20 protein-coding genes and 1 tRNA gene are annotated in these 15,567 nt (G+C 67.7%); 11 read left to right on the forward strand and 10 right to left on the reverse strand.

Translation table 11 applies throughout. The annotated features are described in order from the left end of the window. Window positions 1-118: 118 nt before the first annotated feature. From AC6LJ5_RS27825 to AC6LJ5_RS27835, 3 genes are all read right to left on the reverse strand, one after another. Window positions 119-508 carry a type II toxin-antitoxin system HicB family antitoxin gene (locus AC6LJ5_RS27825; protein WP_498142201.1) on the reverse strand — a complete coding sequence of 130 codons (390 nt, stop codon included), beginning with the start codon at window positions 506-508 and terminating at the stop codon, window positions 119-121. 21 nt (window positions 509-529) lie between these two features. Beyond that, window positions 530-712 (reverse strand): type II toxin-antitoxin system HicA family toxin, encoded by a 183-nt coding sequence (locus AC6LJ5_RS27830; protein WP_392413272.1) that lies wholly within the window; start codon window positions 710-712, stop codon window positions 530-532. A 606-nt stretch (window positions 713-1,318) separates the two neighbouring features. After that, window positions 1,319-1,561 carry a hypothetical protein gene (locus AC6LJ5_RS27835; protein ID WP_103275569.1) on the reverse strand — a complete coding sequence of 81 codons (243 nt, stop codon included), beginning with the start codon at window positions 1,559-1,561 and terminating at the stop codon, window positions 1,319-1,321. 318 nt (window positions 1,562-1,879) lie between these two features. On the opposite strand from AC6LJ5_RS27835, the gene AC6LJ5_RS27840 reads away from it, so the two are divergent. Next, on the forward strand, window positions 1,880-3,277 hold the full coding sequence (locus AC6LJ5_RS27840; RefSeq protein ID WP_103275568.1) for an aminotransferase-like domain-containing protein: 1,398 nt from the start codon (window positions 1,880-1,882) through the stop codon (window positions 3,275-3,277). 109 nt (window positions 3,278-3,386) lie between these two features. On the opposite strand, the gene AC6LJ5_RS27845 is transcribed toward AC6LJ5_RS27840, so the two are convergent. Continuing rightward, window positions 3,387-4,739: a trypsin-like peptidase domain-containing protein gene (locus AC6LJ5_RS27845; protein WP_392413266.1), complete on the reverse strand. Its 1,353-nt coding sequence runs from the start codon at window positions 4,737-4,739 to the stop codon at window positions 3,387-3,389. A gap of 294 nt (window positions 4,740-5,033) precedes the next feature. On the opposite strand from AC6LJ5_RS27845, the gene AC6LJ5_RS27850 reads away from it, so the two are divergent. From AC6LJ5_RS27850 to AC6LJ5_RS27865, 4 genes are all read left to right on the forward strand, one after another. Beyond that, window positions 5,034-5,822, forward strand: a complete 789-nt coding sequence (locus AC6LJ5_RS27850; RefSeq protein WP_498142202.1) for a S1 family peptidase — start codon at window positions 5,034-5,036, stop codon at window positions 5,820-5,822. Between the two features lie 57 nt (window positions 5,823-5,879). Continuing rightward, window positions 5,880-6,371, forward strand: coding sequence for a hypothetical protein (locus AC6LJ5_RS27855; protein ID WP_103275565.1), 492 nt, complete (start codon window positions 5,880-5,882; stop codon window positions 6,369-6,371). A gap of 250 nt (window positions 6,372-6,621) precedes the next feature. Next, window positions 6,622-7,035: a RidA family protein gene (locus tag AC6LJ5_RS27860; protein WP_212322322.1), complete on the forward strand. Its 414-nt coding sequence runs from the start codon at window positions 6,622-6,624 to the stop codon at window positions 7,033-7,035. 253 nt (window positions 7,036-7,288) lie between these two features. Beyond that, window positions 7,289-8,560: an MFS transporter gene (locus AC6LJ5_RS27865; protein ID WP_498142203.1), complete on the forward strand. Its 1,272-nt coding sequence runs from the start codon at window positions 7,289-7,291 to the stop codon at window positions 8,558-8,560. Between the two features lie 16 nt (window positions 8,561-8,576). Here AC6LJ5_RS27865 and AC6LJ5_RS27870 read toward each other — a convergent pair whose 3' ends face one another. Together AC6LJ5_RS27870 and AC6LJ5_RS27875 are read right to left on the reverse strand one after the other, a co-directional pair. After that, complete coding sequence (locus AC6LJ5_RS27870; RefSeq protein ID WP_392413260.1) at window positions 8,577-9,458, reverse strand: NAD(P)-dependent oxidoreductase; 882 nt, start codon at window positions 9,456-9,458, stop codon at window positions 8,577-8,579. A gap of 168 nt (window positions 9,459-9,626) precedes the next feature. Then, complete coding sequence (locus tag AC6LJ5_RS27875; protein WP_498142204.1) at window positions 9,627-11,078, reverse strand: phospholipase D-like domain-containing protein; 1,452 nt, start codon at window positions 11,076-11,078, stop codon at window positions 9,627-9,629. A gap of 216 nt (window positions 11,079-11,294) precedes the next feature. Here AC6LJ5_RS27875 and AC6LJ5_RS27880 point away from each other — a divergent pair. Continuing rightward, window positions 11,295-11,370, forward strand: a tRNA-His gene (locus AC6LJ5_RS27880). Window positions 11,371-11,492: 122 nt separating this feature from the next. Here the strand turns inward: AC6LJ5_RS27880 and AC6LJ5_RS27885 are convergent. Further along, window positions 11,493-12,005, reverse strand: coding sequence for a DUF4189 domain-containing protein (locus AC6LJ5_RS27885; RefSeq protein WP_103275560.1), 513 nt, complete (start codon window positions 12,003-12,005; stop codon window positions 11,493-11,495). Window positions 12,006-12,014: 9 nt separating this feature from the next. On the opposite strand from AC6LJ5_RS27885, the gene AC6LJ5_RS27890 reads away from it, so the two are divergent. Continuing rightward, window positions 12,015-12,365 carry a hypothetical protein gene (locus tag AC6LJ5_RS27890; RefSeq protein WP_392413258.1) on the forward strand — a complete coding sequence of 117 codons (351 nt, stop codon included), beginning with the start codon at window positions 12,015-12,017 and terminating at the stop codon, window positions 12,363-12,365. 42 nt (window positions 12,366-12,407) lie between these two features. On the opposite strand, the gene AC6LJ5_RS27895 is transcribed toward AC6LJ5_RS27890, so the two are convergent. Together AC6LJ5_RS27895 and AC6LJ5_RS27900 are read right to left on the reverse strand one after the other, a co-directional pair. Further along, entirely contained in the window at window positions 12,408-12,677 is a 270-nt protein-coding gene (locus tag AC6LJ5_RS27895) for a hypothetical protein (RefSeq protein ID WP_498142205.1), read from the reverse strand. Continuing rightward, the gene (locus AC6LJ5_RS27900; protein WP_103275559.1) at window positions 12,667-12,978 is read right to left on the reverse strand and encodes a cupin domain-containing protein; all 312 of its coding nucleotides are present in this window, start codon (window positions 12,976-12,978) and stop codon (window positions 12,667-12,669) included. The genes AC6LJ5_RS27895 and AC6LJ5_RS27900 overlap by 11 nt, the downstream gene beginning before the upstream one ends. Window positions 12,979-13,188: 210 nt before the next feature. On the opposite strand from AC6LJ5_RS27900, the gene AC6LJ5_RS27905 reads away from it, so the two are divergent. From AC6LJ5_RS27905 to AC6LJ5_RS27915, 3 genes are read left to right on the forward strand one after another with little or no spacing between them, the layout of a single operon-like run. Then, window positions 13,189-13,425: a hypothetical protein gene (locus tag AC6LJ5_RS27905; protein WP_103275558.1), complete on the forward strand. Its 237-nt coding sequence runs from the start codon at window positions 13,189-13,191 to the stop codon at window positions 13,423-13,425. Between the two features lie 58 nt (window positions 13,426-13,483). Beyond that, window positions 13,484-14,080 (forward strand): GrpB family protein, encoded by a 597-nt coding sequence (locus tag AC6LJ5_RS27910; RefSeq protein ID WP_498142206.1) that lies wholly within the window; start codon window positions 13,484-13,486, stop codon window positions 14,078-14,080. A 29-nt stretch (window positions 14,081-14,109) separates the two neighbouring features. Further along, window positions 14,110-14,619: a hypothetical protein gene (locus AC6LJ5_RS27915; protein ID WP_498142207.1), complete on the forward strand. Its 510-nt coding sequence runs from the start codon at window positions 14,110-14,112 to the stop codon at window positions 14,617-14,619. A gap of 164 nt (window positions 14,620-14,783) precedes the next feature. On the opposite strand, the gene AC6LJ5_RS27920 is transcribed toward AC6LJ5_RS27915, so the two are convergent. Then, window positions 14,784-14,951, reverse strand: coding sequence for a hypothetical protein (locus tag AC6LJ5_RS27920; protein ID WP_392413249.1), 168 nt, complete (start codon window positions 14,949-14,951; stop codon window positions 14,784-14,786). A gap of 313 nt (window positions 14,952-15,264) precedes the next feature. Between AC6LJ5_RS27920 and AC6LJ5_RS27925 the strand changes: the two genes are divergently transcribed. Beyond that, window positions 15,265-15,459 (forward strand): hypothetical protein, encoded by a 195-nt coding sequence (locus AC6LJ5_RS27925; RefSeq protein WP_103275557.1) that lies wholly within the window; start codon window positions 15,265-15,267, stop codon window positions 15,457-15,459. Window positions 15,460-15,567: the final 108 nt, after the last annotated feature.

Raw genomic sequence — 15,567 nt, forward strand, 5'->3', positions numbered from 1 at the left:
GGCGTGAAGGCGGTGGCCGTTCTTCGATTGGGTGTCTAGGTCGCAGATGGTTTGCAGGCAGCTCAATCCAAGCCGTTTTCCAAGCTATTGGAGGCGCGGGGAAATCCGGCAGGTCATGTCAGGCGGTGGTCATTTCATGTTCTGCGGCCATGGCAAGGAATGCGGAGCGCGACATGCGCCGGGCTTGCGCGGCCTCGTCGATGCGATGGACCAGGTTCTCGGGCAAGCTGATATTGAGCCTTACCGCCTTGGTGCTGACCTTCGACAGATCGATATCGACCATCATCCAGTAGCCCCCCTGGAAGTCCTCATGGCTGGCCCATGCTTCGGGGGCGGACGGCGCGGGAATTGTTTCGGCCTCGCCGTGGAAGTGCGCCTCGACCGCTTCCTGGGCCGCGCGCGGCAGGTCTTGCCAGTGGTCAGCTGCGGCAAAGCAGCCGGGGAAGTCGGGAAAGGAGGCCCCATAGGCGCTACCTTTTTCTTTGTGTACGTGGATCGGGTAGAACATGAGGTTCTCCTGGCCGCCCGCTTATCGCAGGCCGGCTTGCTTGAGGATGGAGCGCTGAGTCGCCATCGGCAAGTCCTTCTTGGGATGCGGCACCGTGACCTTGCCAAGCTTGGTGGGGTGCTTGAACTGATGATGGGAACCCACGGTATGAACCAAGTACCAGCCATCGGCTTTCAGCTGCTTGAGGAGGTCTGCGCTGTTCATGCGTGTAACCATGAATTCTACACAACTATACACAATGGAGTTGTCCGAATCTTTGCCACTCGGACCGCGCGCAGGTCGTGGCCATGCGGAGTCCGACTGGGTGTTGCCACCGGGAGGGCTTTGGACGTTGCGGGTGACGATGACCGAGTTACCGTCGCCGGCAGTCCGGCTCCCGGGTGTCCGATCAGCCAAGCCCGTTCGTCGCCAATCAATCTAGCAGGCATGGCACGCAGATCACGCAGCAGTGACAGGGGTAATTGAGTCAGAGATTCAGGCGCTTCTGGAAGAGACGGGCAGCGTCTCGGTCCGGTATAGCCGTTGAAGAGGGCTCTCGCCGCGTTCCGTTGAACTCAAGCGGGAACAGGCTTAGCGGATCACCGAGGTGTTTGAAGAGGTGTCTCAACCGCCGGCGGATGCCGTTCAATTGTGCTTCGCCGAAACCTCCGACGAGAACTGGGGGAAGGCCTGCGACAAGGCCAGGCAGACACGGTGTTGGCGCTGGCGCAGGACTGCGCCAGCAAGCGCGCGATGCGCGTCAAGCCATTCCGCATTGCCGCGCCGTCGCCTGACGGCCGTGTCGCACGGCAATGCGTCGCGGTCTTTGGCCTATCGGCCGCGCAGCCGCTCCAGCTGCTGGCGGTTCAGGCGCGCCGCTTCCTCTTCCGCGTATTCCTTTTCGCCGGCTTCGTACTTCCCGTCATACAGACAACCGCTGCGATTCCAGCGGCATTCATTGGTGACTGGCGTGGCGCCGTAATGCCGGTCGCCCAGGCCCACCATGGAGCATCCGGACGCCAGCGCGGCCAGGCCGAGCACGATGCCGCAACGGCGCAAGGTTTGAATGGTCACTATCTTCGTCCCACAAAAAAGCTGCTACAGGCATTCTTATAGCAAACCTTTGTGGAGAGCCAGCATCCGCGTCAGCGGGCCGGACGCGGGAGGCCCGAGGACCGCCGGCGCGGCGACGGGCGGGTGAGTGGGACATGGGATAGCCCTTGCTTGCGGACTTGAGTCCGTGCACCTGTCAGGGACCGGCTGCGGAAGGTATCGCGCCTGCAGGGTTGAAATCCATGCAAGGGTCTTAATGTATGTATTTAATCTAAGTTTGTTACCCTACTAATTGATCAATATCATCCATACATTGCGACTTTCGGTGCAGAAAGACCCATGCAAGACGACGATTTATATGCAATCTGGCCCTTGCGGCTGGCGCGCGGCAGCGGTCCCCGCTACCGGCAGATCGCGGACCTGATCGAGCGGGCCGTCGCGGAAAACCGGCTTCAGCCGGGCGACCGCCTGCCGCCGCAGCGCGGACTGGCGCAGCGTCTGGGCATCGACCTGACCACGGTCACGCGGGGCTATAACGAAGCCGGCTTGCGCGGCCTGCTGGATCCGCGCGGCGCGGCCGGCACCTTTATTTCACGCCGCGCCGAGCCGGCGGCGCTGGTGCTGGACCTGGGCATGAACCTGCCGCCGCCGCCGCTGGGCTGCGATATGCAGGAGCTGCTGCGGCGGGGATTGGTGCGCGTCATGGAGCGCCAGGACGTGCATGTGCTGATGACCTACCAGCTGGCCGGCGGCAGCGCCGCCGAGCGCGCGGCCGGCGCGCAGTGGCTGTCGGAGGCGGCCGAGCCGGCCGACGCCGAGCATGTGCTGGTGACGCCGGGAGCGCAGGCGGCGCTGGCCGCCGTGATCCTGGCCTGCGGCCGGGCCGGCGACGCCATCGTTTCCGAGCCGCTGGTCTATCCCGGCCTGCTGGCCGCCGCTGAACAGCTGGGCCGCCGCGTCGTCGTGGCCGAGACCGACGACGAAGGCATGACGCCTACCGGCCTGGAGCGGGCCTGTCGCGAAAGCGGCAGCCGCCTGGTCTACCTGAATCCCACGCTGCAGAATCCCACCACCCGCACGTTGACCGAATCGCGTCGGTGCGACCTGCTGCGCGCAGCCGCCGCCTGCGGCGCGCAGGTGATCGAGGACGATCCCTATCGCCTGTTCCTGGACGCCGCGCCGCCGACCATGGCCAGCCTGGCGCCCGCCTCGGTCTTTCACATCTCGACGCTGGCCAAGTGCCTGACGCCGGGGCTGCGCACCGCCTATGTGCTGGCGCCGGACCTGGACAGCCGCGCGCACGTGCTGGCGTCGATGCGTTCCTTCGCGCTGATGGCCACGCCGCTGATGAGCGCGCTGGCCGCGCAGTGGATCGCCAGCGGCGCCGCCCAGGACATCCTGGACGGCGTGCGCGCCGAGGCCCAGGCGCGCCAGTTGATGGCGCGGCGCGTGCTGCAGGGCGCGGCCGTCATGGCGCAGGACGCGCCGGCCGAAGGCATCCATCAATGGCTGTCGCTGCCGGCGCCGTGGACGGCGAACGCGCTGGCGCGCGCGGCGCGCGACCAGGGGCTGAGCGTGGCGTCTTCCGATGCCTTTCGCGCAGGCGTGGACGCGCCCAACGCCATCCGCGTGTCGCTGGGCGCCGAGGCCGATCGCGCGCAGCTGGAACAGGCGCTGGGAACGCTGGCCGGGCTGATGCGCAGCCGGCCGCAGCCGCCGCGCGTCGCGGTGGTCTGAGCTGCGCGGCGACGGCAATCCTGATGGCGCCACGCAGGTCATTCGAGCCGCGTGGCGCCGGCCAGGATGGCGATGATAGCCGGCTCGCGGGCCATGATAGCCGCCGGTCTCAGTTCACCTGCAGGTGATACATGGCCCGGCCCCGGATCAGCGTCAGCAGCAGCGGCCGCCCGGCGGTATCGGCCAGCAGGCCGCGCAGGTCGGCGAGCTTGCTGACCGGACGCCGGTTCAGGCCGATGATGATGTCGCCGCGCTGCACGCGCGCCGCGACCGCGCCCCGGTCCGGATAGGCGGCGCTGACGACCACGCCGTCATTGCCCTTGAGTCGTTGCTCGCGCGCCATCTCGGCGAACTCCACGCCGTTGAGCCGCGCGTCCAGCGAGCCGCCGTGAAAGCGTTCGTTCTTCTCGGGCTCGATGCGCAGCGTCGCCTCCACCCGCTGACCGCCGCGCAGCAGGCTCAGGCGCACCTGCTTGCCCACCGGCAACAGGCCCTCGGCGTTGCGTAGCTGGGCGCTGGTGGAAACCGGCTTGCCGTCCACCGCCACGATCTGGTCGCGCGCCTGCACACCGGCCTGCTGCGCCGGCGAACCGTCGGCCACGCGCGCCACCGCCACGCCGCTGGAGCCCGGCGCCAGGCCCAGCTGGCGGGCGTTGCGCGGCGTGATGTCCAGCGTGTCCAGGCCCAGGCCGCCGCGTTGCACCTGGCCGTGCTGCAGCAGCTGGCGCATGACCTCGGCGGCCAGGTTGGACGGAATCGCGAAGCCGATGCCCACGTTGCCGCCCGAGGGCGTGTAGATCATGGTGTTGATGCCGACCAGCTCGCCGTTCAGGTTGACCAGCGCGCCGCCCGAGTTGCCGGGATTGATGGAAGCGTCGGTCTGGATGAAGTTCTGGTAGCCGGCCGCGCGCAGGTTCGAGCGGTCCAGCGCCGAAACGATGCCCGACGAGGCGGACTGCCCCAGGCCGAAGGGATCGCCGATGGCCACCACGAAATCGCCCACGCGCAGATCGCTGGAATCGGACAGCGCCAGGGCCTGCAGGTTCTCGGCGGGAATGCGCAGCACGGCCAGGTCGGTATCGGGGTCGCTGCCCACGACCTTGGCGCTGAAGCTGCGGCCGTCCTGCAGCGAGACGCGGATGGCCGAGGCGCCGCGCACCACATGGTGATTGGTCAGGATGTTGCCTTGCGCGGCGTCCACGATCACGCCCGAACCCACGTTCTGGCGTCCGCCGCCGGCCATGCGCGCCTGCGGGTCGGGCTCGTCCTGCGCGGAAATATTCACCACGGCGGGCGTGACCCGTTCCAGCATCGGCGCCAGCGAGGGCAGCTGCTGGCCGTCGACGGCCATGGGCAGCGCGGCGAGGGCGGGCGCGGGCAGGGCGAGCGCGGCGCCCAGCGCCAGCGCCAAGGCGGCGCGGATGCCGGCGCGTGCGCACCGCGCGGGCCTGTTGCGGGTCACGGATCCGGCGCGGACGGACCCGTGGCGGGCGGCCTGGGGGACCGTGGAGGGAAGGGTGGCGGCGGAGGCCGTCCTGGGCATATCGGATCCTTGGACTGTGGGCGCGGCAGTATGGGCCGGCGGGACTTCACGGGTATGACGCCACGGGCGCGCACGCCGGCGCGGTGGATGACGTTTCCGCGTCAGGCGTCGGCGCCTTGGGTGCAAGAGCGTCATCAAGCCGCCGCAAATTATCGCTACATTTGCGCGATTTCTCAGCCGGGTCCGCCCGGCGCGCTTCAGTCGGGATCGAGGATGAATGCAGCCAGGCCATTGCCGCGCGGCGGCGCCAGGGCGCCGGGCGCATGCCGCGCGCCCTTGTGGCGTTGCGGCGCGATGCTGGCCGCCTTGCTGGCGCTGCCCGGCGCGGCCGCCGCCCAGGCCGGCGCGCCGTTCGAGTCGCAGGCCAGCGGCCTGTTCATCAACGCGGCCGGCCAGGTCCTGACTGCGGCGCACGCGGTGACGGGCTGCGCGTCCCTTTATGCGCTGAAGGACGGGCAGGTGCGCCGGGCCACCGTGGTGGCGCGCGACGACGCGCGCGACCTGGCCTTGCTGGATACCGGTTTCAAGCCCTATCTGAGCGCGACCTTCGCGGCCACGCCCGAGAGCAGCGGCGGCCGGCCTGTGTTCACCGAGGCGTATGGCGAATTGCAGCGCATGCCCGCGCGCGCCAGCACCGTGTTCAACGGCATGACGGCCCCGCACGGCGGCGGTTCCGCGGCCGAGCTGCTGCTGTTCTCGCCGGTTAAGCCGGGCGCCAGCGGCAGTCCCGTGTTGGGCGGGGCAGGGCTGGTGCTGGGCATGGTGGTCGAGCGCGTGGCGGTGGACGGCCGGCTGTCGGGCACGGTGGCATTGAGCCGGCGCGGCGGTTCCGCGCCCGAGGCGGGCGCCACGCGGGTCAAGGCGGTGCCGGTGGACAGCATCACCGGTTTCCTGCGCGAGCAGGGCGCGGTCCATGCGGTCAGCGACCGGCCCCAGCTGGGCGCCATGCAGGCGCAGGCGCCGCGCGCGGCGACGCTGTCGGCCGGCATTATTTGCGGATGAGGGGCGAGCGTTGCGAGCCTGCCTGTCCGCCGTTTGAACGGGAATAGGAAGATCGACATGAAGCAGACGGTTTCCGGCGGCGCGTCCGCCAGTTCGCAGTCCGCCAGGCCTGGGCGTTTCGCCCGCCTGCGCCGCGCCGTGGCCACGTTCATGGGCCTGGCGCTGTCCGGCGCGACCGCCGTGGCCGCCCAGCCGGCCGCCGTGCCGCAGCACTGGGTCAGCTATGCGCAGCTGCTGGGCAACCAGTTCCAGGCCTGGCTGGGCGACGACGCCAATCCGGCGGTCGTGCGCGTGCACGAACTGATGGGCGGGCCGAAGGACGCCGGCGACGCCGTGGCCGCCGCCGCGCAGCCGGTGGTGGCCAAGGTCTGGGTGGATGCCACGGGCCGCGTCGAGCGGGTCGAGTTTCCGACGCTGATCGATACCCGCGTGCGCGACGCGCTGACCGAGGTGCTGGCCAACCGCTCGCTGGCCGAGGCGCCGCCGGCCGACATGCGCCAGCCGCTGGTGCTGCAACTGAAGCTCGAACCGGCGGCGGGCGGCGCCTAGTGTGCTGTCCCGCAGATACGCCCGCACGAAATCCACCCCTAGCCGCTAGGCGTCGTTGCAAATCCTCGCGAACCCTACGGGTATCACTGCGGTTTGCGCCTAGCCCTGACGTCTATGGATGAATTTCGTCATGCGGACGCATCTACGGGGCAGCACACTAGCGCGCTTGCCCGCTACGGGCAAACCTGGACTGCGGGACCGGGCGGGGGCCGATACACTGGCGGCCCACTCTCCGTTACCAGGAACCTCCATGACCGCCATCGTGCGCCTGCGACTGCCCGAGGACGACGCCGTGTTCGGCGGCAATCGCGTCTTCGACGCCTTTGAATATGCGCCGGCCGTGGTGGCCCGGGGCATGGCCTATATCTCCGGCCAGATCGGATTGCGGCCCGACGGCACGGTGCCGGACACGGTGCGCGAGCAGATCGAATGGGCCTTCAAGCGCGCCGAGGCCATCCTGCGGCGCCTGGGCCTGGATTTCTCCGACGTGGTCGAGATGGTGTCCTATCACGTGGACGTCGGTGCCCAGCTGTCCGATTTCCGCGAGGTGAAGTCGCGCTACATGCGCGCGGATTTCCCGGCCTGGACCATCCTGGGCGTAGCCGAGCTGGCGCGGCCGGCGCTGGCGGTGGAAATCAGGCTGGTCGCCGCCACGCGCGCTTGAGCGTTGCCTCGGCGTCGGCGCGCCGCTGACGCCGCGCCGCCACAGTGGCCGCTGGGTGTACAGGATCCCGCGCGGTCCGCGTCGGCACGGATATAGCCGGGAGTAATATGGTCCGTCCGCGTTTGGCGGACGCGACTGCCGTCCGCCGGCCTCCCGCCCGAATCGTCCGTGGCGCCTTGCGCGCCCGCCCTGAAACGCAAGCGCCAGACCGCGCCCACGGCATACAAGAAAAAACCGCCGAGGAGACGATCAAGTGGACAAGCAAGGGCCGGGGAGCTGGTATTTCGGCTGGAACATCGTGGGCGCGGCCACCGTGCTGACCCTGCTCACCGTGGGATTGCGCATGGGCATCGGGCCCTTCTTCCTGCCCATGACCCAGACGCTGGGATTCTCGCGCAGCGAACTGTCGGGCATCGTGGCGGTGGGCATGCTGTGCTACGGCCTGGCCATGCCGGTGGCCGGCTACCTGGCCGGCACGCGCGGCACGCGCTTCGTGCTGCTGACCGGCGCGGCCATCGTGGTCGCGTCCTGTGTCTGGACCGTCAATGCGCGCGGCCCGATCGAGTTCCTGCTGGCTTTCGGCGTGGCGCTGTCGGTGGGGCTGGGCTTCACCAGCCCGGTGGCGCTGACGCCGGTCATCAGCCGCTGGTTCACGCGCCAGCGCGGCATGGCGCTGTTCTTCCTGTCCACCGGCTCCATGGCCGGCATCGCGTTGATGACGCCCTTGCTCACCTACGCGATCGCCGCCGTCGGCTGGCGCGAGACCATGCTGGGTTTCGCCGCGCTGTTCGCGCTGGTGACCGTGCCCTCGGCGCTGTTCGTGATGCGCGACCAGGCGCCCGCGCATACCGACCTGCTGCCGCACCAGATCATCGACCGGCCCGCCGGCGCGCAGGCGCGTCCGGCGGCGCGCGCGCCATCCACCGTCAAGGCGAGCGACGCGCTGGCCTCGGTGCCGTTCTGGCAGATCGCACTGGGGCTGTTCGCCTGCGGCTTCAGCATGAACCTGCTGGGCACGCACGGCATGCCCATGCTGATGGACCACGGTTTCGACGCGTCCACCAGCGCGCTGGGCATCGGCCTGATCGGCCTGGTGGCGATCTTCAGCACGCTGGTGCTGGGGCGGCTGTCGGACCAGCTGGAACGGCGCAACATCCTGGCGGTGATCTATTGCGTGCGCGGCCTGGGCTTTTTCGCGCTGGTGATGGTGGGCACGCACTGGGAGCTGTACCTGGCGGCGTCCGTGGGCGGCATCGTCTGGGCCGGCAGCATCGCGCTGTCCTCGGCCATCCTGGCGGACGTGTACGGGGTGCGGCTGGTGGGACTGCTGTACGGCCTGGCCTACCTGGGACACCAGGTGGGCGGCATGATCAGCTCATGGCTGGGCGGCTGGGCCTTCGAGCGCTATGGCACGCACTGGATCGCCTTCGGCGCGGCGGGCGTGTTGCTGCTGCTGGCGGCGGGAATCGCGCTGCGGCTGCCGCAGCGCGGCGCGCCGCTGGCGCCGGCCGCGGCGGGCGGCTGAGCGTTCCCGCCTCCTGTCAGCGCGCCGCGCCTTCCTGCAGCAGCGACACCAGCTCGGGCACGTAGCGCTCGCCGCCGCCCTGCTTGACGGCCTGCGCATAGGTGTCCAGCACGGCCTGGCCGATGTCGCGCGCCGCGCCGGTTTCCTGCGCCATGGTGTTGTAGTAGGACAGGTCCTTTTCCGCGTTCGACATGAAGAACTTCAGCGACGAGGGATCCTGTTCCAGCAGATAGGGCTTGAGGCGTTCCAGCGCCACGCCGCCGCCGCCGCCCTTGCCCAGCACGTCCGCGAACACGGCCGGGTCGATGTCGGCGCGCAGCGCGCAGGCGGCGGCCTCGGACAGCAGCGCGATCACGCCCAGCGACACGTAGTTGTGCAGCAGCTTCATGCGATGGCCGGCGCCGACCGGGCCGGCGTGGCTGATGTTCTCGGCGAAGCAGGCCAGCAGCGGCCTGCATTCGGCGAACAACGCGGCGTCGCCGCCGACCAGCAGGTTCAGCCGGCCTTCGGCGGCTTCCTTGGGCGTGCGGGTCATGGGCGCGTCGAGGAAGCGTCCGCCCTTGTCGGTCACCGCTTGCGCGACCTTCTGGGTGGACGAGGGGATCGCGGTGGAGCAGTCGATGACGACGGCGCCGGGGCGCAGGCCCTCGAGCACGCCGCCCGGCGACAGCAGCACGGCCTCGACTTGCGGGCTGCCCGTGACGCACAGGATGATCACGTCGGAACGCGCCGCCAGCGTGGCGCCGTCGGCGCAGCTGGTCGCGCCCGCGGCCTTCAATGCGTCCAGGGGCTGGTTCCCCGGATGCTCAAGCACCGTCAGTTCGTGGCCATGCTTGACCAGATTGCTCGCGATGCCATGGCCCATGAGGCCGATTCCAACCATGCCGACTTTCGCCATCTTCCACTGCTCCTGCCATTTATAGGGTGTTTGTTGTGGCGTAGATCTTACTCCCAGCGTCGCGGCCTGCGCGCGGGAACCGTCCGGCCCGCGGCCGGCGCGCCGGCGCTTGGCGGGACGGCCCGCGAGGAATGCGTCAGAGAGTTGGGACCGCTTGCGCGGGCCGTGTCAGAGATAAGGCGTGGCCAGCCAGATCACCTTGTTGCGCAGGCGCTTGGCGAAGGGCGCCTGCTGCAGGTCTTCCAGCGTCACGCGGCGGGCCTGTCCGATGATGCCGTCGATGCGCGCGCCCAGGCCGTGCGACACGCCGGGATCGTAGATCTCGGTGTCCAGCTCGAAGTTCAGCCGCAGGCTGCGCGGGTCCAGGTTGGACGAGCCGGCATAGGTCCAGGCGTCGTCCACCGTCATCAGCTTGGAATGGTCGAAGGCGCCATGCGAGCGCCAGACGCGGCAGCCGGTGCGCACCACCTGATCCAGCTGGGCGGTCATGGCGTAGTCGACCAGCCGCAGGTTGTTCTTGCCGGGAATCACGATGTCCACCACGACGCCGCGCCGCGCCGCCGTGGCCAGCGCGCCGATCAAGGTCTGGTCCGGCAGGAAGTAGGGCGACTGGATGCGCACGTGGCGCTGGGCCACCGCCAGCGCGCCCAGCAGCATGTTGTGCGTGCTGCCCAGCGCGCGGTCTGGGCCCGAGGGCACGCAGCGCACCGGAATCGAACCGGCGGGCGCGGCGTCGGGATCGAACCAGGGGCGCTGCGGCAGCGATTCGTGCGTGGTGAAGTTCCAGTCATGCGCGAACACCGACATCAGCTGCGTGACGATGGGGCCTTCCAGACGGAAATGCGTGTCGGCATTGGTGTCCGCGCCGGACAGCGCGGTGACGAAGGCGGCGCGCACGTTCATGCCGCCGGTGAAGCCCACCCGCCCGTCCACCACCAGAACCTTGCGGTGGCTGCGCAGGTTGGCGTAGGGCATGCGCAGCACGCCCAGCGGATTGGTCATGAAGCGCGCCACCGGCACGCCGCCGCGCGCCAGCATGCGCACGATGGGCGGGCGCGAATAGCGCGAGCCGATGGCGTCGATCAGCACGCGTACCTGCACGCCGCGCTCATGCGCTTCGATCAGCGCCTGCGCCACCTCGCGGCCGATGGGGTCGTTGTCGAAGATATAGCTCTGCATCGCCACCGCGTGGCTGGCGTCACGGATCGCCTGCAGCATGGCCGGGTAGGCTTCGTCGCCGCCGGCCAGCGGCAGGACCGCGTTGCCCCCCAGCAGCCGGAAACGGCTGACCTGGTCGCCCAGCACCTTGAGCGAGGCGAATTGCGAGCCGGAGATCGGCGCGACGTCGACAGGCGCGGTCTCGACCTGCGCCGCGTCCTCCAGCATGGCCTCGTCGCGCTGCTGCGACAGTCGCGTCTTGCGGATGCGGTTGATGCCCGCCACGACATAGATCAGCGCGCCGAACAGCGGCGACAGCAGCGTCAGGCCCACCCAGCCGATGGCAGAGCGCACGTCCTGCTTGGTCATGGCCGCATGCACGGCGGCGCCGGCGCCGGCCGCCAGGCTGACGACGAACACGATATGCGGCCAGTATTCGAGCAGGATGGCGTGCAGGTCCATGGGCGGTCAGCGTGTCTCCGAGATGGGCCGGCCCACGATGGACCAACCCGAAAATGGGCCAGCCGCAAGGATAGCAAGATGTCGGATTGCGGCGAGTCGGGGAGAGGGCTTACGCGCGCGGAAAAAACTGTGCTAGAATTTCGCTTCTTTGCTGCCGGGTGATGAAAATCACTGGGGCGGTGGAAGAAAAAAGCAGGAAAAAAAGCAGTACCAGTGGTGGCTGTAGCTCAGTTGGTAGAGTCCCGGATTGTGATTCCGGTTGTCGTGGGTTCGAGTCCCATCAGCCACCCCAAGAATTCAGTGAAATCAGGCGCTTAGATCACTCTAAGCGCCTTTTTTATTCCGCCGCCATAAGAAGAAAAATCGAGCGGGATCTTGAAAGATCGAAGCGTGAAGGATCGAAGCGCGTCCTGACTACTGGGCCCGCACCGGCAAGCTGCAATCGGAGAAAAAGACCTCGCACTTCTTGCCGGTCGTTTTCTCGCAGGCGTCGATGGCGAACTTGGACGCGATTTCCAGCGTCCGCCCACGGGCCGAGACGGCATGGCTGCTGCCCCAGGCGAGTGCGCCGCATTGATTGGAATAGGTGATGTCGACGCGGCAGTTCTTGCCGCCCTTGCGCTGGCACATGGCCGTGGCGGCCTGGATGGCGGCTTCCTCGGTGGGCTGGCTGCCGCCGATGCCGGTCATGCCGGAAGCGGCATCCATGACGATCGCACCCCAGCGTTCCTCCCAGCGGACCTGGGGGGCGGCCCCTGCGCCCGATCCTCTGTACAGACCGGGAACCGGTCGGCATTCAACGCCGTTCTGCGTGGGCGTGGGCTTGTAGCCATCTGCGCATCCCTGTTCCGCCGCGGCGGGATTGGCCAGGGCAAGCATGACGGCAACGACCGCGAGCGCGAATGTGAAGGTGCGAACGTCTTTCATGAAGATTCCGTGCAATGGCCCAACGGTATTGGGGGGTGCGGGTATTCTAATCGCGGCGGACAGCTGCCGCGCAGCTTCACATCATTTCCTCAGCCGTCTTGCGATCCAGCCATTCTTGCGCTATCGCTTTTTCTATCTGGGAATGAGGTGAAAGGCGATAGCGGTCCTGAATTCTCCGTTCTCGGTAATCGACGAGCCAACCCGGTAATGCAGGGCGCGTTCGAGCAGGGCAGAGAAGGGCGCAACGTCTTTCGTGTACAGGTTTTCGACGATGTCGGCGTAGCCATGCTCGGCTCTCAGAAACGCACGCAAGCTGTGCGTGGGGTCGATATCGACGGACCGGTTCTTCACCATCGCTGAGTCATCAGCTTGCCTGTGTCGGAATGCTCCAGATATTTCGCTTTATCCGGGATGTCGCTCAAGCCAGCAAGATATCGGCTGATGTAATCGGATCGTTGAGGCGCGCCGGTGACATCGAACCAGGCGATCAGCTACTGAACTCAGGGTTTTCTCAAAGTCCTTCTGCTTCTTCGGAGGCAAGCAGCTGTCCGACGAAAAAGCGGCATCGAAATCCTGCTTTTGCGCCAATATGTACGCTTGCGCCTCATTTTTCATGAGGTCGATGCGCTTGTTCAGTTGTTGTGGGTCCACCATGGCGTCGTCAGCATTCATCCTCGACCGGATCCACGATCATCAGCACCCCATGGCTGCCCTCCAACACCGCATGGGGCACGCCCGCCTGCGCCACGTACATGTCGCCCGCCTTCACCTCGATTGTCTCGCCCGCGACCGACAGGCGCAGCATGCCGCTGACGACGATCAGCGCCTCGTTGTAGTCATGCGTTTCGTCCGGATAGGGCTGCCGGTCCATTTTCAGGATCTTGATGTTGCAGTCACCGGAGCGGGCGAGGATGGCCGATTTCCATGCGTGGGGAAGGCGGTCGGCGGCATCGGCCAGGTTGAACAGGGCCATGGCGGGTGGGTAGCGGGAATTGAGGGGAGACTACGCTAGCACAAGCATGCCGTGGCGTCATGGAGGGGGCCTCGATGGCAAGAAACCCCGAGCGGGGCCAGGCGAATTGGGGTGGACGCCGTTCACTTTTTGGTGAGAATTGCTGAACATCGTCCCGCTTCGATTTCCTAGCATGTCCTCTCAATGAAAGAAAAATGAAAGGAGTGGAGCATGGCAACCTGCAATGATTGCTCGGCGATCGAACCCGACAAGCGCGGCGCGGCGGGCCATCCACACCTGGTCAGCCTGGGCGAAGTGCGCAGCATGGAGGCGGCTCGCAAGGGCGCGCGCCAGGAGCTGTTCGTCTGCGCGCGTTGCGATACGGAGTGGGAGTACACCCACGACAAGCGTGACGAAACCGCGGGCTGGCGCCGCGTGCAGCCCGCGCGGGAGCACACCAGGGGCTGATGCGCGCCTGACGGGCGGCTGGGCTCGGGTATGCTGGCGTGCTTCCCAGGAGTTCGCGATGCCCATGCCCACCCCCGAAGCCATCATGCGCCACTATGATTCCGACCCGGACGAGAACCCCTGGGTCCGCGGCAAGCCCGCGCCGGAATCCATCGCCATCGTGGCCTATGACCCGGAATGGCCGGCGCGCTATGACGGGCTGGCGGCCGACCTGCGCCGCGCGCTGGGCCCGGTCGCGCTGGACATCCAGCACATCGGCTCCACCTCGGTGCCGGGCCTGCCGGCCAAGCCGGTCATCGATATCGACGTGGCCGTGGCCGACCCCACGCGCGAGGACCTGTACGTGCCGGCCCTGGAGAGCCTGGGCTACGAGCTGCGCGTGCGCGAGCCGTCCTGGCACCAGCACCGCTGCCTGCAACTGGCCTCGCCGCGCGTGAACCTGCACGTGTTCGGCCCTGACTGCCCCGAGGCGATCCGCCATCGCATGTTCCGCGACTGGCTGCGCGGCAGCGCCGAGGACCGGCAGCGGTATGCACAGGCCAAGCAGGGCGCGGCCAACGATACGCAGGACATGACGCAGTACAACCAGCGCAAGCAGGACGTGGTGCGCGACATCTACGACCGCGTGTTCCGCGCGGCCGGTTTCATCGCCTGAACGCCAGGCCATCCAGACAGGAGCTTTGCATGAGCACGCAATCCGCCGCCGCGTCTTCCTGGACGCCGCCCGCGCCCGAGATCTATGTGCCGCGCCGCATGGCCTGCGTCGGCGTCTGGGAAGAGGCGGGCGCGGCCCTGAAGGCCTACGCCATCCATCGAGACCGCGATGCCGCCGTGCCGATCCTGCCGGCCGAGATCGCGGCGGCGGCCCGCCGCAAGGCGTTCGGCGTGCTGCAAGAGGTCGAGCGCGACGCGGGTTTCCATGGCCTGGGCTATTGCATCGCGCATGTTGGCGAGGAGGCGGTGTGGCTGCTGGTCGACTGGTGGCGCGCCGGCGGCATCGTCTGCCAGAAACTGCTGTCCGCGCCGCTGTCCAGCCAGGCAGATTTCAAGACGGTGCAGGCGCCGTTCCTGGCCTGCGTCTGGGAGCTTGCCGTGATCGGGCATGAGCGCGATGCCTGGGTGCGCAACATGATGCGGGCCGCGCCGGACGCGCAGGGCTATCTGGCGGACCGGCTGGCCCCGGGCGAATACTGAGTTCCCCTTGTTTTCGGCGATGGGGCGAGCGCGCAGGCGCGCGTCGGAAGAAGGAAGAGGGGGCCTTGTACGTGGAGCTTGCCGGACGGCGGGGCGCCGTGGCGGATGGGATCCAGGACTGCGGATGCCGCGGCCGGCGCGGCTGGCGTGGTGACGTGCGCGGACTATGAGCGTGCGCTGCCTGCGCGCTGGGCGCTTTCCTTCAGACGCGCCTTGGGCGCGGGTTTCCGGGTGTCTGGCGCAACATCGAACTCTTGCTTGTTGCGTTCGCCGCGAGGGGTGTTTTCCGGGTGAGGCTTGGGAAAAGCCCAGGGCTTGGTTTTCTGATCCATTGCATGAACTCCTTGCATAGGCGGAACAGTAGCATTTGCCGGGGCCGCGAGTCAGTACGGGTTGACGTCAATATGCGTCACAACGTGATGTGACCGTTGGAATCGCGTGGTTCGACATGCGTTTGCGCCCCGGGTTCCGTGACCGGATGCCGGGGCGGGCGGCATGTTCCGGGTTAACCCTCTCGGGAATCGGAGCGGTCGAAAGCAGGTTGTGGCAGGCATGCCGCAAGCGGGGCGAGCTAGTGCGAATTACCTAGATGCAAACGCGTTGCGCAGGAATACGATGGGGCTGTGCACATAGGGGAGACGTTCTATGGACACCGCCAAGGAATGGTATGCAGCGGTCAAGGAATGGCAGCGCGCGCGCGACGAACTCACCGCCGCGATCGCCGCGATCAAATGGCCCAACCCCACGATGGGTTGCCTGGAAAGCTATGACCGCGCCTATGCGCATGAAACGGCGGCCCGCGAACGCATGAACCAGGCTTACGAGCGCGTGCGGCGTTAGCGCGCTGGCCCGGCGCGCGGACGCGGCGGTATTGCTACACTGCCGCGCATGAAAAATTCCAGCAGCGCTTTGCACATCAGGCCGGCGCGGCGCGCAGCCGCGCCCGCG

The organism is Achromobacter sp. 1011791174 (assembly GCF_059760925.1).

What these genes read in the sequence shown, in the direction of transcription:
- AC6LJ5_RS27855 (WP_103275565.1), top strand. Translation starts at nt 5,880, where the DNA reads ATGAAGCAGACGGTTTCCGGCGGCGCGTCCGCCAGTTCGCAGTCCGCC.
- AC6LJ5_RS27895 (WP_498142205.1), bottom strand. Translation starts at nt 12,677, where the DNA reads ATGAATGCTGACGACGCCATGGTGGACCCACAACAACTGAACAAGCGC.
- AC6LJ5_RS27860 (WP_212322322.1), top strand. Translation starts at nt 6,622, where the DNA reads ATGACCGCCATCGTGCGCCTGCGACTGCCCGAGGACGACGCCGTGTTC.
- AC6LJ5_RS27915 (WP_498142207.1), top strand. Translation starts at nt 14,110, where the DNA reads ATGAGCACGCAATCCGCCGCCGCGTCTTCCTGGACGCCGCCCGCGCCC.
- AC6LJ5_RS27825 (WP_498142201.1), bottom strand. Translation starts at nt 508, where the DNA reads ATGTTCTACCCGATCCACGTACACAAAGAAAAAGGTAGCGCCTATGGG.
- AC6LJ5_RS27905 (WP_103275558.1), top strand. Translation starts at nt 13,189, where the DNA reads ATGGCAACCTGCAATGATTGCTCGGCGATCGAACCCGACAAGCGCGGC.
- AC6LJ5_RS27850 (WP_498142202.1), top strand. Translation starts at nt 5,034, where the DNA reads ATGAATGCAGCCAGGCCATTGCCGCGCGGCGGCGCCAGGGCGCCGGGC.
- AC6LJ5_RS27840 (WP_103275568.1), top strand. Translation starts at nt 1,880, where the DNA reads ATGCAAGACGACGATTTATATGCAATCTGGCCCTTGCGGCTGGCGCGC.
- AC6LJ5_RS27885 (WP_103275560.1), bottom strand. Translation starts at nt 12,005, where the DNA reads ATGAAAGACGTTCGCACCTTCACATTCGCGCTCGCGGTCGTTGCCGTC.
- AC6LJ5_RS27910 (WP_498142206.1), top strand. Translation starts at nt 13,484, where the DNA reads ATGCCCATGCCCACCCCCGAAGCCATCATGCGCCACTATGATTCCGAC.
- AC6LJ5_RS27925 (WP_103275557.1), top strand. Translation starts at nt 15,265, where the DNA reads ATGGACACCGCCAAGGAATGGTATGCAGCGGTCAAGGAATGGCAGCGC.
- AC6LJ5_RS27875 (WP_498142204.1), bottom strand. Translation starts at nt 11,078, where the DNA reads ATGGACCTGCACGCCATCCTGCTCGAATACTGGCCGCATATCGTGTTC.
- AC6LJ5_RS27830 (WP_392413272.1), bottom strand. Translation starts at nt 712, where the DNA reads ATGAACAGCGCAGACCTCCTCAAGCAGCTGAAAGCCGATGGCTGGTAC.
- AC6LJ5_RS27900 (WP_103275559.1), bottom strand. Translation starts at nt 12,978, where the DNA reads ATGGCCCTGTTCAACCTGGCCGATGCCGCCGACCGCCTTCCCCACGCA.
- AC6LJ5_RS27870 (WP_392413260.1), bottom strand. Translation starts at nt 9,458, where the DNA reads ATGGCGAAAGTCGGCATGGTTGGAATCGGCCTCATGGGCCATGGCATC.
- AC6LJ5_RS27920 (WP_392413249.1), bottom strand. Translation starts at nt 14,951, where the DNA reads ATGGATCAGAAAACCAAGCCCTGGGCTTTTCCCAAGCCTCACCCGGAA.